This is a genomic window from Cupriavidus sp. C3SS-1 (genome assembly GCF_057073755.1).
Window position 1 is genome coordinate 956010 of the sequence record NZ_CP172700.1, and the last position, 16541, is coordinate 972550.

The window sequence follows — 16541 nt, forward strand, 5'->3', positions numbered from 1 at the left end:
GGAGGATACAACAGCGCAGGGGACCGTTGAGGGTGGCGGGGCATCCGGCGCGGCGATGGTGCTCGCCGGACAGGCCTAACACTTGCTGGCGGGATATTCCATACTTTTGATGCGGTGAGCCTGGGTCAGGCGCCGGATACCAAACGGAGGACGTTGCCATGAAGCTGATTCCCATTGCAGTGCTGGCGGCCGCGCTCGCAGGGTGCGCCATGAATCAGGGTACGCAGGGCAACGCGCAGGGAGCGCCTGCGGCAAGCTGCAAGGCGACCTCGGAACAGGAGATCGCGGCGTTGTTCGACCGGTGGAACCAGTCGCTGCAGACGGGGGATCCGCGCAAGGTCGCGGCCAATTATGCGGAACGGTCGATTCTGCTGGCGACGGTATCCAACAAGCCCCGGCTGACGGTGGCGGAGCGGGAAGATTACTTCCAGCATTTCCTGCAGGACCGGCCTTCGGGGAGGATCGATTTCCGGCGGATCGAGCTGGGGTGCAATTCGGCGGTGGATGCGGGGCTTTATACGTTTACGTTTGCGCGGACGGGGGCTGTTGTTAAGGCGCGATATACCTATACCTATCGCTGGGACGGATCGCAGTGGCTGATTACGAGTCATCATTCTTCGGCGATGCCGGAGAAGTGAGAAGGGGGGAGGTTCTCTGGTTATGACTGGGGCGTCGCTCTTGGCAGGCACTGCTGTTTCGCCGGCTACGCCGGCGTCAAGAGCGACGACCCCGTCATAACCAGAAGCCCCCGCCGACGCCCCCCAAAGTCCGATCCCGTCACATTCCACGGAGCCCCTTGCGTTCCTGCGAATACTGTATAAATATACAGTTATCGTAAAAATCACCACCGCCCCTCCAGGCGAAACCCAAACATCCCCATGACCGCACCCGCAGCCCCCGCCGCGGAGGCTCCCGCTTTCCCTTCGCCTGACCAGCAGCCCCCGCCAAGCCGGGAGGAGGCCATGGCGGCGCTCGAGCATCGTTACCCCAGCTTGTGGCGCGCCGGCCAGCTTGGCCGCGCCGGCAGCCAGCCGGTGTGGCCGGCCGGCTATGCCGGGCTGGCGGCGGAACTGCCCGGCGGCGGCTGGCCGGTGGGCGGGGTGACGGAGTTGCTGACCACGCAGGGCGGGTCGGGCGAGTTGCGGCTGCTCCTGCCGGCGCTGCGGGCACTGGCGGCGGCGGGGCGGCGCATCGGGCTGGTGGGGCCGCCTTACCTGCCCAATGCATTGGGGCTGGCCGCGGCGGGTTTGCCGGCACGCCAGCTCTACTGGGTGCGCCCGGCCGCTGGCGCCGGCAAGCACGCGCAGCAGGCCGATGTGCTGTGGGCAGCCGAACAGATGCTGCGCAGCCAGGCGTTCGGCGCAGTGCTGGTGTGGCTGCCGGCCGCGCGGCCCGAGGCGATGCGCCGCCTGCAAGTGCTGGCACAGGCCGGCGACGCCGCGGTGTGGGCCATGCGCCCGGCCGCGGCACTGCGCGAGTCGTCGCCGGCCGTGCTGCGCTTGCTGCTGTCGCCGTTGCCGGGCAACGAACTGTCCATCGTTTTCCACAAGCGGCGCGGCCCGGTGCGCGAAGCACCGCTGCGCTTGCGGCTGGATGGCCTGGAGGGCGCCCGCCGCGGCGGCCATGCCACGCCGGCCCCAAATGTTTCACCTGTTGTTGCGGGAGGTTCCGCCCATGTCGTACTGGATCGCGGTGCATCTGCCGCGCCTGTCGCTGGACGCGCTGCAGCCGAGCTGGCCTGAGTTGGCCACGGCGCCTTCCTCCACGCCTTCCTCCCCCCTCGGCACGCTGCACCATGCCCTGCCGGTGGTGGTGATGGAGCGCGAGCGCGTGATGCTGGCCAACGCCCCGGCCATGGCGCTGGGCGTGAGTTTCGGCATGCGGCGCGGCGGCGTGCAGGCGCTCTCGGCCGAGGTGGTGCAACTGGAGCGCAACCCGGCCGCCGAAGCCGGGCTGCTGCACGCGGCGGCGCTGGCGCTGCTGCATTTCACGCCGCTCGTCACGTTCGATGAAGACCCGGAAGCGGCCACGCTGATGCTCGACGTCAGCGCCAGCCTGCGCCTGTTCGGCGGCCACCGCGCGCTGTGCCGGGCGGTGCGCGCGTGCGTGCGGCAGCTCGGCACGTTCGCGCAGGTGGGCAGCGGGGCCACGGCCCATGGCGCGGCATGGCTCGCGCGCCAGCCCATGCGCCGCACCCGACGCGGCATCGTGCGGCCGGCGCGGCGGGCAGTGCAGGCCGCGCGCATGGGGCGCCTGCTGGATCGCTTGCCGGTCGAGGCGCTGCGCCTGCTGGCGGATCCGGCCTGGCTCGACGGCATCGGCTGCCGCACGCTGGGCGAGGTGCGGCGCCTGCCGCGCGCCGGCTTGTCACGCCGGCTGGGCCCGCAATTGCTGGCCCGGCTGGACCAGGCCTATGGCGACGCCACGGCCAGCTTCACCTGGTTCGCCGCGCCGCCCGCGTTCGCGCAGCGCATGGACCTGCCGGGGCGCATCGAATCGGCCGAAGGCGTGCTGGCCGGCGCGCAGCGCCTGCTGCTGGCGCTGGCCGGCTGGCTGGCGGTGCAGCAGGCCGGCGTGACGCGCTGCGTGCTGGTGCTCGAACATGAGCGCTACCGGCTCGGCGCCGATACCGTGGGCACGCCCGTGATGGTGGGCCTGGCCCAGCCCAGCCGCGATCCGGCGCACCTGTCGCGCCTGCTGCGCGAAAAGCTCGACAAGCTGAATTTCCATGCCCCGGTAACAGGCCTGGCGCTGCGCGTGGAAGCCATGGCCGAGTACCTGCCGCAAAGCGACGCGCTGTTCCCCGAGCCCGGCGGCACGCCGGCCGAACTCGGCCGCGTGCTCGACACGCTGGTGGCCCGCCTGGGCCGCGACAACGTGCTGCAGCCGCAGCCACTGGCCGACCACCGGCCCGAGTGCGCCAACCGCTGGCGCCCGCTCGACGAGGCCGCCGGCAAGCCGGCGGACGCGCCGCTGCCGCCATGGCCGGAGCGCCCGCTGTGGCTGTTGCCGCAACCGCAGCCGCTGCCGGTGCGCAACCACCGTCCGAACCACGGCGGGCCGCTATCCATGCTGACCCGGCCGGAGCGCATCGAAGCCGGCTGGTGGGACGGCGCGCTGGCCACGCGCGACTATTTCATCGCCGAGCGCGCCGACGGCCTGCGTTGCTGGGTCTATCGCGAGCGCCCCGGCCATCCGGGACGCGACGGCCAGGAGGATGGCGGCGAGTACCGCTGGTTCCTGCATGGGTTGTTCGCATGAGCGTACCCGAGCTGTCCACATGGCTGCCCACGCTGCCCGATTACGCGGAACTGCACTGCATCTCCAATTTCACGTTCCTCAGCGGCGCGTCGCATCCGGTCGAACTGGTCGAGCGCGCCTTCCAGCTCGGCTACCGCGGCATCGCGCTGACCGACGAATGCTCGGTGGCCGGCACCGCGCGTGCGCATGACGCCATCAAGACACTGCGCAAGCAACTGCACGAAGCAGTCGAACGTTGCGAGGCCGCCGGCGACGCGCAGGACGACGGCGAACTCAACGCGCTGAAGGAACACGCCGCCGCCGCCAATGCCTTCCGGTTGCTGATCGGCAGCCGCTTCAGCCTGACCGCGCCATTGGGCGCGGACGAACGGCCGCCGCTGCGGCTGGTCCTGATTGCGCAGCATCGCGAAGGCTTCGGCAACCTGTGCGAGCTGATCACGCTGGGCCGCATGCGCGCGCAGAAGGGCAGCTACCGGCTGCATCCGGAAGACCTGTCCGCGCCAGGCGAAAAGCTGGAGCACCTGCGCGGCATGCCGGGTTGCCTGGCCGTGCTGCTGCCCGACTACTGCCCCGATCCGACGCATTTGCTGGCGCAGGCGCAATGGTGCCGCGAGGTCTTTGGCGAGCGCGCATGGATCGCGCTGGAGCAGCTGCAAGGCCATGCCGATGCGCTCCATCGCAGCCGCATCGAGGCGGCTTCCGCGCAGTCCGGCGTGCCTCTGGTGGCATCGGGCGCGGTGACCATGCACGTGCGTTCGCGCAAGCCGCTGTCCGATGTGCTGACCGCGATCCGGCTGGGCAAGCCGCTGCCCGAATGCGGCATGGCGCTCGCGCCCAATGCGGAGCAGCATCTGCGCATGCGCCAGGTGCTGTCGCGCCTGTATCCGCGCGAGGCGCTGGCGCAGACGCTGAAGCTTGCCGCGCTGTGCGATTTCTCGCTCGATTCGCTGCGCTATGAGTACCCTCAGGAACTGGTGCCCGAAGGCGAGACGCCGATCAGCTACCTGCGCAAGGAAGTGGAGGCCGGCAAGCGCGTGCGCTTCCCCAACGGGCTGAAGCCGGAGTGGGAGGAACAGCTCGAAAACGAACTGAAGCTGATCGAGGAAATGAAATATGAGCATTTCTTCCTCACCGTGCATGACATCGTGCGCGAGGCGCGCAGGCTGGGCATCCTGTGCCAGGGCCGCGGCTCCGCGGCGAATTCACTGGTCTGCTACTGCCTTTACATCACCGAGGTCAGCCCCGAGCAGGCCAACCTGCTGTTCGGCCGCTTTCTTTCGCGCGAACGTGACGAGCCGCCCGATATCGACGTCGACTTCGAGCACCAGCGGCGCGAAGAGATCATCCAGTACATCTACGGCAAGTACGGCCGCGACCGCACCGCGCTGGCCGCGTCGCTGATCACCTACCGCTCGCGCAGCGCGCTGCGCGACGTCGGGCGCGCGCTGGGCATCGATGCCAGCGTGGTGGAGCAGGTGGTCAAGGGCCAGGCGTGGTGGGAAAGCGGGCAGGGCTTCCTGGATCGGATCGGCCGCTATGGGCTGGATCGCGAATCGCCGGCGGTGCAGCAGTGGGCCAGCCTGACGACGCAACTGCATGGCTTTCCGCGCCACCTGTCGCAGCACGTGGGCGGCTTCGTGATGGCGCGCGACAAGCTGTCCCGGCTGGTGCCGATCGAGAACGCGGCCATGGCCGAGCGCAGCGTGATCCAGTGGGACAAGGACGACCTGGAATCGCTGGGCCTGCTCAAGGTGGACGTGCTCGCGCTGGGCATGCTGTCGGCCATCCGCCGCGGGCTGGCCATGATTCCGAATCCGGACGAAAACCTGGCCCGCGCCGGCGTGCCGGCGCGGATGGAAGATATCCCGAAGGAAGACAAGGCCACCTACGAGATGATCTGCCGCGCCGACACCGTCGGCGTGTTCCAGATCGAATCGCGCGCCCAGCAATCGATGCTGCCGCGCCTGCAGCCGCGCACCTATTACGACCTGGTGGTGGAGGTGGCCATCGTGCGTCCGGGCCCGATCCAGGGCGGCATGGTTCATCCGTACCTGAAGCGGCGTGAAGCGTTTCGCCGCACGAAGAAGCCGCCGGCCTACTATGACGACGTGATCGAGAAGGTGCTGGGCCGCACGCTGGGCATTCCGATCTTCCAGGAACAGGTGATGCAGCTGGCCATCGACGGGGCGGGTTTCACGCCTGGTGAGGCCGACCAGCTGCGCCGTTCGATGGCTGCCTGGCGCCGCCGCGGCGACCTGGGCCGTCATCAGGAGGCGCTGATCAAGGGCCTGACCGGGCACGGCTACCCGATGTCCTTCGCACTGGGCATCTGCAAGCAGATCGAGGGGTTTGGCGAATACGGCTTTCCGGAAAGCCATGCGGCAAGTTTCGCCAAGCTGGTCTATATCAGCGCGTGGCTCAAGCGCCACCATCCGTCGGCGTTCCTGTGCGCGCTGCTGAACAGCCAGCCAATGGGCTTCTATTCGCCGTCGCAACTCGTGCAGGATGCCGCGCGTCATGGCGTGGTGGCATTGCCGGTCGATGTCACGGTCAGCAACTGGGACAGCACGCTGGAACCCGCGCCCGGCCAGACCGGCGCCGGCAAGCCGCCGGTGCGCCTGGGCATGAGCCGCGTCAAGGGCATGCGCGAAGACGCCGCGCTGCGCATCGAGGCCGCGCGTGCGCAACGCCGGTTCGACAGCGTAGAAGACCTAGCCCTGCGCGCCCGGCTGGACCGGCACGATATCGATGTCCTCGCTGCCTCCGACGCGCTCTCGGCACTGGCCGGCAACCGGCGCCAGGCCCGCTGGCAGGCCAGCGCCGCGGCGCTGCAGGTGGCGCATCGGGACTTGCTCCATGAAGCGCCGCTGATCGAGCAGCAGTTGTCGCTGCCGGCGCCCCGGCTCGGTGAAGAGGTGGCCGCCGACTATGCCACCACGGGGCTGTCGCTCAAGTCCCATCCGCTTGCGCTGCTGCGAGCGAAGCTCGATGCCATGGACTACGCCACGGCCGAGCAGCTGTCCCACTGCCGCAATGGCCGGCGTGTGCGCGCCTGCGGCATCGTCACCGTGCGGCAGCGGCCCGCCACGGCCAGCGGCACCATCTTCGCCACCATCGAGGATGAAACCGGCACCGTCAACCTGATCTACTGGCCCGACCTGATCGAGCGGCAGCGCAAGGAAGTGCTTGGGGCGACGCTGCTGGGCGTGGTCGGCATCTGGCAGCGGCAGGGCGAGGTGCGTCATCTGGTGGCGCAGGAGCTGATCGATCTGAGTCCGATGCTGGGGCGGTTGATGGTGGGGAGTCGTGATTTTCACTGAGTTGACGGGCCGGTGCGCCAGAAGCCTCGGTGTCGGGGTTTCCCCTGGGGTGTCCCAACGCATCAAGCGGCGGTCCCGAGTTGTCAAACGGCGAGCCGCATCTTCGCCCATACTCATGAGCCGTTACGAGCAAGCAGGTTCCGTTGTGAAAGCCTGCGGAGGAAACAACGTTGACCGTCATGAAAGCCGTTTACCTCGATCCACCTGGAGGGCTTGACCGCCTGGTCCTGGGAACCGCCGCAGCGCAGCCGCCTGGAACTGGCGAAGTCACGGTGCGTATTCACGCAAGCTCGCTGAACTATCACGACTTTGGCGTCGTCAGCCGCGGAGTCGGGGACGTGCGGCGCATTCCGATGTCGGATGGCGCAGGGGTCATCACGGAAGTGGGCGCAGGCGTGAAGGGGTTCTCGACGGGCGACCGCGTGGTCAGCACGTTCTTCCCGACATGGCTCGATGGTGAGCCTTCCCTGTCCGACTTTGCCACCGTTCCCGGTGATGGCATCGACGGCTTTGCACGGGACATCGTGACGTTGCCCGCAACCGCTTTCACGCATGCGCCCGCTGGCTATAGCCATGCCGAGGCTGCGACGCTGACGACTGCGGGACTGACTGCCTGGCGCGCACTGTTCGTTGACGGCGCGCTCAAGCCCGGAGAAACCGTGCTGGTCCTCGGTACCGGTGGCGTGTCGATCTTCGCGCTCCAGTTTGCCAAGGCCGCAGGTGCCTGCGTGATTGCGACCTCCGGCTCGGACGACAAGCTTGCACGCCTGCGCAGTCTTGGCGCCGACCATGTGATCAACTACCGCGACGACCCCGCGTGGGGCGAGACGGTACGTGCGCTGACCGGCGGCGCCGGCGTGGACCACGTCATTGAAGTGGGTGGTGCTGCGACTCTGGAACAGTCGGTCGCCGCGGTACGTACGGGCGGGCACGTGGCCATCATCGGCGTCCTGTCGGGCGCGGATTCGCCGTTCAACGTCAGGATGATCCTGCGCAAGCAGTTGCGGATCACGGGCCTGCTTGTCGGCAGCCGCCGCCACCAGCTCGACATGGTGCGGGCGCTGAACGCCACGGGCATCCGGCCTGTCATCGACCGCCAGTTTCCGCTGCATGAGATCGCCGAGGCGTTTCGCTACCAGGCGGCACAGCGGCATTTCGGCAAGATCGTGCTTGAGCTCTGAGCGCGGCGCGGGAAGGGCGCGCCAGCCAGGGCTTGCGGCTCACCTCGTTCTTGCCGGCCTGCTGTTGCGCCACTGCGTCGGCGTCATCTCGAACTGCGCAGCGAACCAGCGCACGAACGAGCCATAAGTGGAGTAGCCAAGCGATTCGGCAATGCGTCCGAGCGAGTCGCTTCGGTTTTCCATGTAGTGGATAACGAGATCGCGCCGCACGCCGGTGACCATGTCCGAGAAGACCTTCCCGGCGCCTTCGAGCTGGCGCTGCAGGGTACGCACGTTCATCCCCAGGCCCTGGGCAACCTGCTCGATCGTCGCGCGCCCTGCCGGCAGCATCAGGTAGATTGCCTTGCGTACCTCGAGCACGATTGACGGCTCGTTGGCCCCTGGCAGACCTGCAAGCAGGCGTTGCGCATGGCGTGCCATGACAGGGTCGGCAATGGGATTGGGCAAGTCCAGGTCGGCAGCGCGGCAGATCAGGCCGTTGAAAGCGCTTGCGAACTCAAGCTTTCCCCCGAAGATGCGGCGGTGCAGCCGCAGATCATCGGGAGCGTCATGGGTGAAATGAACGCCAATCGGTTGCCAGGACGTGCCGATCAGGGTGCTGCACAGACGTGAAAGCGTGCCCAGTGCCAGCTCGACCGACTGCACGGTCGGTCCCGCTTCATCCGCGACGACGTCCTCCCGCACGATGACCTTCCCGCGTGTTTCCTCGATGCGGATGACCAGGAACTCATTCATCAGGTGCCGATACTGAACCATGGTTCCAAGCGCGTCCCGCAGCGTTTTCTGATGCGTGAGCAACACGCTGACGACACCGAGGTCGGACAGTTGCCACAGGTCGGCCATGCGCAGCCCGAATGTCGGGCATTGCGCGAGTAGCGCTGACGCTTCCAGCAAGGTCACGGCCGCACTTCCTGAAATCCAGTGGTCCGGATCCGCAAGCATCTCGCTGCTCAACCCAAGCTTGCGCAGCAACGGCCGCGGTTCCAGCTTCAGTTGCTGTGCAACCTTCAAATAGTGCGTCAGTACGCCAGTGCGAATCAGTGTGCCCATTGCCGCTCCCTTATCCGGGTTTCCCCGGAACCATTATTCCGGGGAAACCCGAAGGCTTCGACATTCTGTCACGAAATGAGACACGAATGTCGTGAAATGAGAGGATACGGCCGCCCCGGGATTACTAGACTGATCGCGTAAATCGACGACCGGCGGAACCCGATGGCAGCCCCTCGGAACAAGCTCCTTCGCCGTAACGGGCGGCATTCACATATCCGGCCCGGCCGGCGCAACTCGCTGCAACGCCAATCAATAAATCCCTCATCAAGGAGAAGAGCAATGCAATTCCTGGACGATTCGCTGCACCCGGAAAACATGGACAAGGTCGTCATCACCGTGGCCCCGTATGGCCCCGAGTGGATGCCTGAGGATTTCCCGGAAGACATCCCGGTGACCATGGAAGAGCAGATCCAGAAGGCGGTGGATTGCTATGAAGCCGGCGCCAGCGTGCTGCACCTGCACGTGCGCGAGCCGGATGGCAAGGGCTCCAAGCGCCTGTCCATGTTCAACGAACTGATCGCCGGCGTGCGCAAGGCGGTGCCGGACATGATCATCCAGGTCGGCGGCTCGATCTCGTTCGCACCGGAAGACGAAGGCCAGGCGGCGAAATGGCTCGATGATGACACGCGTCACGCGCTGGCAGACCTCGACCCCAAGCCGGACCAGGTGACGGTAGCACTCAACACCATCCAGATGAACATCATGGAGTTGATCTATCCGGAGTTCTACGAGAGCACGCACATGGCCAACCCGGCCGTCTACGACGCGTACCGGGAAATGATCGTTCCGGCCGGTCCGGCCTGGGCGGAAGAGCACCTGCGCCGCCTGCAGGAGGCCGGCATCCAGCCGCACTTCCAGCTGGTCGGCATGCATGCGCTCGAAACGCTGGACCGCATGGTGCGCAGAGGCCTCTACAAGGGCCCGCTGAACCTGACCTGCATCGGCATCGGCGGTGGCCACCACGGACCGCATCCGTACAACCTGTTCGACTTTATCCAGCGTGCGCCGGATGGCTGCACCATCACCGCCGAGTCGTTGTTCAAGAACGTACTGCCGTGGAACACGATGGCGCTGGCAATGGGCATGCACGTGCGCTGCGGCATCGAGGACACCCTCATCGACCAGCACGGCAATCGCTTCACCTCGGTGCAGCAGATTCAGCAGATCGTGCGTATCGCCAAGGAACTGGGCCGCGAAATCGCCAATGGCAAGGAAGCGCGTGAAATTTACCGCATTGGTACCTGGTACAGCGATGTCGATGAAACCCTGGCCGCCAACGGTATGACGCCGAACCGCAAGCCTGGTGTCAAGAACGTGCCGCTGCGCAACGCCGCCTGAGCCGGCCAAGTTTGCAGGAGACAAAGCATGGCAAAGGCAATTCGATTTCACGAAACAGGCAGCGCTGATGTCCTCAAGCTCGAGTCCGTGGAGGTGGGCGATCCCGGCCCGGGGCAGGCTCGCGTACGCCATACCTATATCGCCGTCAACTTCATCGACATCTATTTCCGCACTGGCCACTATCCGCTGGAACTGCCTAACGGACTGGGCTCCGACGCCGTTGGTGTCGTCGAGGCGGTGGGGCCGGGCGTGACGGACGTCCGCGTGGGCGACCGCGTGGGCTACCTGCTCGGCCCGCAGGGCGCCTACTCGGATGTGCGCGTCATGCCCGCCGAGTGGCTGATCCCTCTGCCGGACGGCGTCTCTGACCGCGTTGCCTCCACGCTCATCATGAAGGGGATGACGGCGCAATACCTGTTTCGCCAGGTCTATCCGCTCACGGGCGGCGAGACCATCCTCTATCACGCCGCGGCCGGCGGCGTGGGACTGATCGCCTGCCAGTGGGCACGCGCGCTTGGCGTGAACATGATCGGCACGGTCAGCACCGACGAGAAGGCGGAACTGGCCAGGGCCAGCGGCTGCTCGCACGTCATCGTCACCTCGCGCGAGAACATCGTCGAGCGCGTGATGGAAATCACCGACGGCAAGAAGGTCCCGGTGGTGTTCGATTCGGTCGGCAAGTCGACGCTGGACGCGTCGCTCTCCTGCCTGCAGGTGCGCGGCACGCTGGTCAGCAACGGCACGACTTCCGGCCCCGTCGAGATCGACAGCCGCACGCTTGCGGCGAAAGGCTCGCTGTGGGTCACGCGTCCGGCCATGGTGCACTACGCCACGCCGCGCTCGCACATGCTCGCCATGGCCAACGAGGTGTTCGACATGGTGATGGCCGGAAAGATCACCAGCGAGCCGAAGCAGCAGTTTGCACTGGAGGACGCCGCGCAGGCCCATCGCGCGCTGGAGAACCGGCAGACGAGCGGCGCGACGGTACTGGTGCCTTAAGGCGAGGCTGCTGTTCCAGCGGATGCAGTGCTGACGCAATCCAACCGGCAGGCGCCTCGCTCACCTGGCAAGGCGCCTGCTTCCAACAAGGCAAGTGCACATTGCCGGAAGTTCCGAAACGGAGACTAGAGATGTCGAATCGACCTGCCTTCCCGCGCGCGCGCCGCGTTGCCGCCGCGACGATCCTGGCGCTTGCCATGCCTGCCGCCATGGCGTGGACCAGCAAACCGGTGCGGGTGCTGGTGCCCGCACCGGCCGGCGGCACGATGGATGTGATGGCCCGCATGCTGTCCGAGCAACTCACGGCGGACCTGGGGCAGCCGGTGATCGTCGACAACAAGCCCGGAGCCGGCGGCGCCATCGCGATCGGCGCAATGCTGGCGGCGCCGCCCGACGGGCAGACCATACTGGTGTCGGCGACCAATGTGCTGGCGGAAATCCCGCACGTGATGAAGGTGCCCTACGATCCGATGAAGGACGTGAAGCCGGTTGCAGCCGTGGCCAGATCGACGCTGCTGCTCGTCAGTGCGCCCAGCCTGCCGGCGAAGGACCTGCCGGGGCTGATCAGCTATGCGAAGGCGCATCGGGGCACCCTGAGCTTCGCCACCTATGGCCCGGGCACGGCTTCGCAGTACGCCGGCATGATCATGAACCAGAAGGCCGGCATGGACCTCCAGAACGTTCCGTTCCCTGGATCGCCGCCGGCCCTGACGCAGGTGATGGGCGGGCAGATCGCCGTGATGTATGACGGCATGGTGACCTCGCTGCCGTATCTCAAGGCAGGCAAGCTGAAAGCCTATGCCGTGGCAGGGAAGCAGCGGTCGCCGCTGCTCCCGCAGGTGCCCACGTTCGCCGAGCTCGGTTATCCGGAAGTCGACTTCAGCAACTGGTCCGGCGTGTTCGTGTCGTCCAGGATGCCGGCGGAGCTGACCGAGAAGATCCAGGCCGCAGTCTACAAGGCAGCCTCGAGGGCCAGTGTGCAGGAACGGATTGCCGCGCTCGGGTTCGAGCCGCTGCCGCCTCAAAGCATTGGCCAGCTCAGCCACGATCTGCGCGCCGATTTCGAGCGGAATGCCGGAATCGTGAAGACCTTCCATATCCAGCCGGAATGACACCGATCGACCATGCGAGTTGAACAACTTACCTGCGCAATCGGCGCGGAACTCATTGGGGTCAGCCTGGCCGATGCGATCCATGACGACGGCCTGTTCGCCGGCATCCGCGAAGCGCTGCTCCGGCATCGCGTCCTGTTCCTGCGCGACCAGGACATCACGGCCGCGCAGCACGTGGCCTTTGCGCGCCGCTTCGGGGACCTGGAGGATCACCCCGTGACGGGTAGCGACCCGGAGAACCCGGGGCTGGTGCAGATCTACAAGACGCCCGAGAACCCGCCGGATCGTTACGAGAACGCCTGGCACACGGATGCCACCTGGCGCGAAGCACCGCCGCTCGGCGCCGTCCTGCGGTGCCGGGAGTGCCCGCCCTTCGGGGGCGACACCATGTGGGCCAACATGGCGCTGGCGTACGAAAACCTGCCGGCCCACGTCAAGGAGCAGGTCGCCGACCTGCGGGCGCGCCACAGCATCGAGGCGAGTTTTGGCGCCGCCATGCCGATCGAAAAGCGCCTGGCGTTGAAGAGTCAGTTCCCCGACGCGGAGCACCCGGTGGTGCGAACCCATCCGGAGACTGGCGAAAAGGTGCTGTTCGTCAATGGCTTCACCACGCACTTCACCAACTTCCACACGCCGGCACGCGTGCGCTTCGGGCAGGACCACAACCCCGGCGGCGCCGACCTGCTGCGCTACCTCGTGACGCAGGCATACATCCCCGAGTACCAGGTCCGCTGGCGCTGGAAGAAGAACAGCGTGGCGATCTGGGACAACCGGTCGACCCAGCATTACGCCGTCATGGACTATCCGCCGTGCCACCGGCGGATGGACCGCGCAACGATCATCGGAGACCGTCCCTTCGGATCGGTGGTGGGCGCAGGTGCGGGACTACACTGAAACTCCCGACCGAAACCCCGCCGCGCCACATTGCCTGCCAACCCCCGTTCCCCGCTCGACATCCTCCTCAACGACATCACCGGCTGCCGCGCCTGCGACTTGCCGTTCGGACCGCGCCCGGTGGTGCGTGCCGCCGCCAGCGCGCGCGTGCTGATCGTCGGCCAGGCGCCCGGACGGCGCGTGCATGAAACCGGCATCCCATGGAACGATCCGTCCGGCGACCAGTTGCGCGGCTGGCTGAACATGACGCGCGACGAGTTCTATGACGCCAGCCGGGTGGCGATCGTGCCGATGGGGTTCTGCTACCCCGGCAAGGGCGCCAGTGGCGACCTGCCGCCCCGGCCCGAGTGCGCGCCGCTCTGGCATGCGCAGTTGCTTGCGACCCTGCCGCATATCCGGCTGACGCTTCTGATCGGCCGCTACGCACAGGCGTATTACCTGCGGGACAACGCCAGGCCGACGCTGACCGAAACGGTCGCGGCCTACGCCGATTACTTGCCGCAATTCCTGCCCTTGCCGCACCCGAGCCCGCGCAACCGGCTCTGGCTGCGGCGCAACCCATGGTTCGAGACCGACGTGGTGCCGCGGCTGCGGCAGCTGGTCGCCATGGCGCTGGAGAACTGAGCGCAGTATCCGGCACCGGTGTAAACCCGATATCGGGCCCATCGGGCTTGCCTCGTAAATTCATGGTGATAAACTTAAATTCACAGACATGAATTAGAGACACGCAACATGCCGCAGCCTCCCGTCTACTTCGTTTCCACCGAGGACACCCCGGGCTATCACCCGGCCAACCACACCGGCACGCTCAACCGACGTCTTATTTCCCCCGAGACGGTCGGCGCGCGCCACCTGGAAGTGCTGCACGGCACGATCGAGAAAGGCAAGGGCGCACTGCCGCACGCGCACCCCGGCATCGAGCAGGTCGTCTACGTGCTGGAAGGCCGCGCCATTGCGGAAGTCGGCGGCCAGCGCAAGGAGATGGGGCCGGGCGATTGCTGCTTTTTCCCGCCGGACACCATGCACATCTTCACCGTCGTGAGCGACAAGCCCGCCAAGATCCTCGTGATCTATTCCCCGCCTTACGAAGAATCCCCGGAGCGCGTCGTGCGGCCCGCATAGCGCCGCGCGCCCAGCTTCCGATTTACCCGTCCGGCAGCCGGCGCCACAGACCGGCACGGACACGCTGAAAACAGGAGACCAGCATCGTGAAGTTCGCAAAACAGGCTTTGCTCACCCTGGCGGTGGGCTGTGGTGCCGCCATGGCGATGATTTCCCCGGCGGGCGCGGCCGATCCATTCCCGTCCAAGCCGCTGCGGCTGGTGGTGCCGTTTGCCGCGGGCAGCGGCACGGATGCCGTCGCGCGCCTGACGGCCAAGTACCTTGGCGAAGCGCTCAAGCAGCCGGTGGTGGTCGACAACCGGCCCGGCGCCAACGGCACCATTGCCGCGGAGTTCGTGGCCAAGGCGCCGGCGGACGGCTACACGCTGTTCATGACCACCAACACCACGCATTCGGCCAACCCGTCGCTGATGAAGCAACTGCGCTATGACCCGGTGAAGGATTTCACGCCGGTCTCGCGCATGGGCAACCTGCCGTTCATGCTGGTGGTCAGCCCGTCGCTGCCGGTCAAGACGCTGCCGGAATTCGTCGCCTATGCCAAGGCGCACCCGGGCATGTCGTATGCGAGCGGCAATAGCACCGGCATCGTGGCTGGCGCGACGATGTCGAAGATGGCCGGGCTGAAGATGCTGCACGTGCCGTACAAGAGCACGCCTCCGGCCATGACCGACGTGATCGGCGGGCAAGTGCAGGTGATGTTCGTTGACTTCGCGGCCGGCATCGCCAACGTCAGGGCCGGCAAGCTGCATGCGCTGGCCGTGACCACCGCGCAGCGCAGCGCGCTGCTGCCTGACTTGCCGCCGCTGGCGAGCGAGCCGGAATTCAAGGGCTTTGACATTACGTCGTGGAATGGGGTGTTTGCGCCGGCCGGCACGCCCGCACCGGTGGTCGAGCGCCTGAACCACGAGCTGGTTGCGATTGCGTCCAACAAGCAATACGCGCCGCAATTCCACGCCTTCGGCTTCGAACCGTTCGGCAGCACGCCGGGCGAACTGGGCCAGTTCGTGGTGGCGGAATTGCAGAAATGGTCGCGGCTGGTGAAGGATGCCGGCATCCAGGCCGAATAAAAAACAGAAGGAACACCAATATGAATTTCGATCTCTCCGCCGAACAGCAGTCGATCGTCGAAGCCGTGCAGCAGGTCTGCACGCAGTTCGACATGGAGTACTGGAACAAGCTCGACGTCTCCCACACCTATCCGCACGAGTTCTACAAGAGCCTGTGCGAAGGCGGCTGGCTGGGCGTGGCCATGCCGGAGCAGTATGGCGGCGCGGGGCTGGGCATCCTGGAAGCGGCGCTGGTCATGCAGACCATCTCCGAGTCCGGCGCGGGCATGAGCGGTGCGTCGGCGGTGCACATGAACGTGTTCGGGCTGAACCCGGTGGTGGTGTTCGGCACCGACGAGCAGAAGGCGCGCTTCCTGCCGCCGCTGATCGCCGGCAAGGAGAAGGCCTGCTTCGGCGTGACCGAGCCCGACGCGGGCCTGGATACCACAAAGCTCAAGACCTACGCGCGCAAGGTGGAGGGCGGCTATTCGGTGACGGGCCGCAAGATCTGGATCTCCACCGCGCAGGTGGCCGACCGCATGCTGCTGCTGGCGCGCACCACGCCGCTGGAAGCGGTGAAGAAGCCGACCGAAGGCCTGTCGCTGTTCTACACGAAGGTGGACCGCAGCAAGATCGAGATCCGCGAGATCGACAAGATGGGCCGCTCGGCCGTCGATACCAACATGCTGTTCATCGACGACCTGTTCATCCCCGATGAAGACCGCATCGGCGAGGAAGGGCGAGGCTTCGAGTACATCCTGCATGGCCTGAACCCGGAGCGCATCCTGATTGCGGCCGAAGCCATCGGCCTGGGCCGTGCGGCGCTCGCCATTGCCACGCAGTACGCGAAGGAGCGCGTGGTGTTCGGCCGGCCCATCGGCATGAACCAGGGCGTGCAGCATCCGCTCGCGCAGGCGTGGATGCAGCTCGAAGCGGCCAACCTGATGATGCTCAAGGCCGCCGCGCGCTACGACGCGGGCCAGTCCTGCGGCGCCGAGGCCAACACCGCCAAGTACCTTGCGGCCGAAGCCGGGCACAACGCCTGCCAGACCGCCATCCTGACGCTGGGCGGCATGGGCTATTCGCGCGAATACCGCGTCGAGCGGCTGCTGCGCGAGTCGTATATCCCGCGCATCGCTCCGGTCAGCCCGCAACTCATCATGTGCTTCATTGCGGAGCGCGTGCTGGGCCTGCCAAAGTCGTACTGAGCGGGAGCCA

14 protein-coding genes are annotated in these 16541 nt (G+C 66.6%); 13 read left to right on the plus strand and 1 reads right to left on the minus strand.

All coding sequences use genetic code 11. From position 1 onward, the window contains the following. The first annotated feature begins 158 nt into the window (after positions 1-158). The 5 genes from ACIGJC_RS20370 to ACIGJC_RS20390 all read left to right on the plus strand — a co-directional run bounded on the left by ACIGJC_RS20370 (position 159) and on the right by ACIGJC_RS20390 (position 7762). A complete protein-coding gene (locus ACIGJC_RS20370; RefSeq protein WP_483713951.1) occupies positions 159-638 on the plus strand; it encodes an SgcJ/EcaC family oxidoreductase in 480 nt (159 codons plus the stop codon). Between the two features lie 240 nt (positions 639-878). Beyond that, the gene (gene imuA / locus ACIGJC_RS20375) at positions 879-1742 is read left to right on the plus strand and encodes a translesion DNA synthesis-associated protein ImuA (RefSeq protein WP_483713952.1); all 864 of its coding nucleotides are present in this window, start codon (positions 879-881) and stop codon (positions 1740-1742) included. Continuing rightward, the gene (locus ACIGJC_RS20380; protein WP_483713953.1) at positions 1675-3261 is read left to right on the plus strand and encodes a Y-family DNA polymerase; all 1587 of its coding nucleotides are present in this window, start codon (positions 1675-1677) and stop codon (positions 3259-3261) included. The genes imuA and ACIGJC_RS20380 overlap by 68 nt, the downstream gene beginning before the upstream one ends. Beyond that, positions 3258-6581 (plus strand): error-prone DNA polymerase, encoded by a 3324-nt coding sequence (locus ACIGJC_RS20385; RefSeq protein WP_483713954.1) that lies wholly within the window; start codon positions 3258-3260, stop codon positions 6579-6581. The genes ACIGJC_RS20380 and ACIGJC_RS20385 overlap by 4 nt, the downstream gene beginning before the upstream one ends. Before the next feature lie 179 nt (positions 6582-6760). Then, entirely contained in the window at positions 6761-7762 is a 1002-nt protein-coding gene (locus tag ACIGJC_RS20390; protein ID WP_483713955.1) for a zinc-dependent alcohol dehydrogenase family protein, read from the plus strand. Between the two features lie 39 nt (positions 7763-7801). Here ACIGJC_RS20390 and ACIGJC_RS20395 read toward each other — a convergent pair whose 3' ends face one another. Next, positions 7802-8812: an AraC family transcriptional regulator gene (locus ACIGJC_RS20395; protein WP_483713956.1), complete on the minus strand. Its 1011-nt coding sequence runs from the start codon at positions 8810-8812 to the stop codon at positions 7802-7804. A gap of 279 nt (positions 8813-9091) precedes the next feature. Here ACIGJC_RS20395 and ACIGJC_RS20400 point away from each other — a divergent pair, with 279 nt between their 5' ends. From ACIGJC_RS20400 to ACIGJC_RS20435, 8 genes are all read left to right on the plus strand, one after another. Next, entirely contained in the window at positions 9092-10150 is a 1059-nt protein-coding gene (locus ACIGJC_RS20400) for a beta-keto acid cleavage family enzyme (protein ID WP_483713957.1), read from the plus strand. 27 nt (positions 10151-10177) lie between these two features. Beyond that, positions 10178-11149, plus strand: coding sequence for a quinone oxidoreductase family protein (locus ACIGJC_RS20405; protein WP_483713958.1), 972 nt, complete (start codon positions 10178-10180; stop codon positions 11147-11149). A 131-nt stretch (positions 11150-11280) separates the two neighbouring features. Then, positions 11281-12261, plus strand: coding sequence for a tripartite tricarboxylate transporter substrate binding protein (locus ACIGJC_RS20410; protein WP_483713959.1), 981 nt, complete (start codon positions 11281-11283; stop codon positions 12259-12261). Between the two features lie 12 nt (positions 12262-12273). Continuing rightward, a complete protein-coding gene (locus ACIGJC_RS20415) occupies positions 12274-13155 on the plus strand; it encodes a TauD/TfdA dioxygenase family protein (RefSeq protein ID WP_483713960.1) in 882 nt (293 codons plus the stop codon). Between the two features lie 30 nt (positions 13156-13185). Continuing rightward, positions 13186-13779 (plus strand): uracil-DNA glycosylase family protein, encoded by a 594-nt coding sequence (locus ACIGJC_RS20420; protein WP_483713961.1) that lies wholly within the window; start codon positions 13186-13188, stop codon positions 13777-13779. A 108-nt stretch (positions 13780-13887) separates the two neighbouring features. Continuing rightward, positions 13888-14277, plus strand: coding sequence for a cupin domain-containing protein (locus ACIGJC_RS20425; protein WP_483713963.1), 390 nt, complete (start codon positions 13888-13890; stop codon positions 14275-14277). Positions 14278-14363: 86 nt separating this feature from the next. Then, positions 14364-15344 (plus strand): Bug family tripartite tricarboxylate transporter substrate binding protein, encoded by a 981-nt coding sequence (locus tag ACIGJC_RS20430; RefSeq protein WP_483713964.1) that lies wholly within the window; start codon positions 14364-14366, stop codon positions 15342-15344. 20 nt (positions 15345-15364) lie between these two features. Further along, positions 15365-16531: an acyl-CoA dehydrogenase family protein gene (locus ACIGJC_RS20435; RefSeq protein ID WP_483713966.1), complete on the plus strand. Its 1167-nt coding sequence runs from the start codon at positions 15365-15367 to the stop codon at positions 16529-16531. Positions 16532-16541: the final 10 nt, after the last annotated feature.

Coding starts and splice junctions, on each gene's coding strand:
- ACIGJC_RS20410 (WP_483713959.1), top strand. CDS start 11,281: ATGTCGAATCGACCTGCCTTCCCGCGCGCGCGCCGCGTTGCCGCCGCG.
- ACIGJC_RS20395 (WP_483713956.1), bottom strand. CDS start 8,812: ATGGGCACACTGATTCGCACTGGCGTACTGACGCACTATTTGAAGGTT.
- imuA (WP_483713952.1), top strand. CDS start 879: ATGACCGCACCCGCAGCCCCCGCCGCGGAGGCTCCCGCTTTCCCTTCG.
- ACIGJC_RS20385 (WP_483713954.1), top strand. CDS start 3,258: ATGAGCGTACCCGAGCTGTCCACATGGCTGCCCACGCTGCCCGATTAC.
- ACIGJC_RS20425 (WP_483713963.1), top strand. CDS start 13,888: ATGCCGCAGCCTCCCGTCTACTTCGTTTCCACCGAGGACACCCCGGGC.
- ACIGJC_RS20400 (WP_483713957.1), top strand. CDS start 9,092: ATGCAATTCCTGGACGATTCGCTGCACCCGGAAAACATGGACAAGGTC.
- ACIGJC_RS20405 (WP_483713958.1), top strand. CDS start 10,178: ATGGCAAAGGCAATTCGATTTCACGAAACAGGCAGCGCTGATGTCCTC.
- ACIGJC_RS20370 (WP_483713951.1), top strand. CDS start 159: ATGAAGCTGATTCCCATTGCAGTGCTGGCGGCCGCGCTCGCAGGGTGC.
- ACIGJC_RS20435 (WP_483713966.1), top strand. CDS start 15,365: ATGAATTTCGATCTCTCCGCCGAACAGCAGTCGATCGTCGAAGCCGTG.
- ACIGJC_RS20380 (WP_483713953.1), top strand. CDS start 1,675: ATGTCGTACTGGATCGCGGTGCATCTGCCGCGCCTGTCGCTGGACGCG.
- ACIGJC_RS20390 (WP_483713955.1), top strand. CDS start 6,761: ATGAAAGCCGTTTACCTCGATCCACCTGGAGGGCTTGACCGCCTGGTC.
- ACIGJC_RS20415 (WP_483713960.1), top strand. CDS start 12,274: ATGCGAGTTGAACAACTTACCTGCGCAATCGGCGCGGAACTCATTGGG.